The sequence below is a fragment of the Streptomyces sp. NRRL F-2664 genome (assembly GCF_000719345.1).
Classification (GTDB): domain Bacteria; phylum Actinomycetota; class Actinomycetes; order Streptomycetales; family Streptomycetaceae; genus Streptomyces.
Window position 1 is genome coordinate 1 of record NZ_JOFX01000204.1, and the last position, 1,685, is coordinate 1,685.

At 62.8% G+C, this 1,685-nt stretch carries 1 protein-coding gene and 1 pseudogene; both read right to left on the bottom strand.

Annotation, left to right across the window (positions count from 1 at the left end; translation table 11 throughout):
- Window positions 1-832: 832 nt before the first annotated feature.
- On the bottom strand, window positions 833-1,147 hold the full coding sequence (locus IF89_RS46755) for a hypothetical protein (protein WP_158718140.1): 315 nt from the start codon (window positions 1,145-1,147) through the stop codon (window positions 833-835).
- A gap of 178 nt (window positions 1,148-1,325) precedes the next feature.
- Window positions 1,326-1,685 (bottom strand): annotated as a pseudogene (locus IF89_RS48805) (IS5/IS1182 family transposase); the annotation flags it as partial.

A 1,685-nucleotide genomic window follows, 5' to 3' on the forward strand; every position in this document is an offset into this window, starting at 1 on the left:
CCTGGCGCATCCTCCGCAAAGCCCGCCTCAGCCCCAGCAGACTCACGTCAATCGCCAGAGCCATCCTCACCCTGGAGACTCACCGCTGAAAACGCTCACGGGTAGAAAGGCACACGAAGCCCTGGTGGAGACGGATCTCTTGGTCGAAAACCCACCTGGCAGGGCCTCACCTGTCCGTAGGCCCAACGGCCCGGCTCAACCGGCAGGCCGGCAGGAGCTCAGTGCCGTCTAAACAGCTTTCCCGAAACTCCGCTGTGCACTATCCGGACGGTGCCCTACTTCTTCGTTTCCTGTTCAGGGAAATCCTACGGCGTCTGCCCGGAAACGTCGGGGACACACAGGAGCCCCTTGCCTCCGTTTCGGGATGTTCTCCGCCGCCGCCCACCGTCGGCACCTCAGGTTCGCACACCACTGGCCCTGAAAACGACGTGTTTCCGACGCCCTCGCGACGGCTCGAAGCGCTACCGAACTTCGGCTGACCAGCACGTTCCCACCCGTGCAACGACACCACCCCAGAGCCTGAACCCGGGGCCACCCGGCGCAGTCAGGTCATCAGCCTGCCGTTCCGACCAACAAGGCGAAACGGCCCGCCAGACGAACCGACGGACCGTTACGGAAAATCGAAGATTCCATAGGCCCATCAGCCACGAGACGATGTGCCTTCCCGTTCGGTCGCGATGCGCTAAGGAATCTTCTGCCCATGTGGCGGGCTGTATAACATCGGAGATGCTCGCAGCGATCAGGGCCGGACCGTCACAAGCGATGATTAAGACTGAAGCAGGAAAGGGATCCCTGCCCCGCTCAATCCATAGACGAGGCCCGGAGTCTTAGCCTAGCCGATTACCGCGACCTGACCGGACGTGACATTGACCCAGCCCTGGGCAACCTTATACCAGGCGCCACCATCAGTTCCCGTGACTTCATAGGTGCCCGCTCCCAGAATGGCACCAGTCCGAGAAGACATGTCCTTCTCGGCATACAACGGCGCTCCTCCGAAACCGACTGCAATTTTCTGCGCAGAAGCCTGGGTAGAATGAGGCTGAGCCAGAGTGCCCGGACCCTCCGCCGCGAGGGCGGCGCCGCCAAAACCGAGAATTGCAGATGCGGCCAAGGTGCCGACAAGCGTAATCTTGACATTGCGACGCATTGGAATCACTTCCTTAAGGGAATTATGAAAGATTTTCGGTGAAATCTCGAACGTGCTTCTACTTTATTTTCTTCAGGACTGCATGAGAACAGCTAATCGGCTGACGTCGCAAGCGACATCGGACGACCAACTAGCCGACACGCCCTGGGCCGGTTGGGCAGTGCATCAGTGAGCTTGTTCAGTGGTGGGTTTCCAGGGCGAGGATCGCTTTGGTGATTGACGTGAGGCTGGTGGGGTGGCAGCGGGCTTTGCGGAGGATGCGCCAGGTTGGGGAACGGCGGCGGTGTCGCCGACGCCCTGGTAGCCGCGGTCCGCGAGGACGGGGATGCCAGGGCGGACGCACGTCGCGACGATTCGGTGTCGGCGTGCGGCGGTCGGGTCGTGGGCCCGGCCAGGCCCCGTGGCGCCTGTGCTTGCCCGAGTAGTCAGCTCGGCCGTAGCCGGTGCGGTCGCATTCGGCGGGGGTCCCGTCCAGCAGGACGTACCGGGCGTCGGCCGATCTCAGGGCCGCGGTCAGCCCCGGCGCGAGAGCGGCCAG

Coding starts and splice junctions, on each gene's coding strand:
- IF89_RS46755 (WP_158718140.1), bottom strand. CDS start 1,147: ATGCGTCGCAATGTCAAGATTACGCTTGTCGGCACCTTGGCCGCATCT.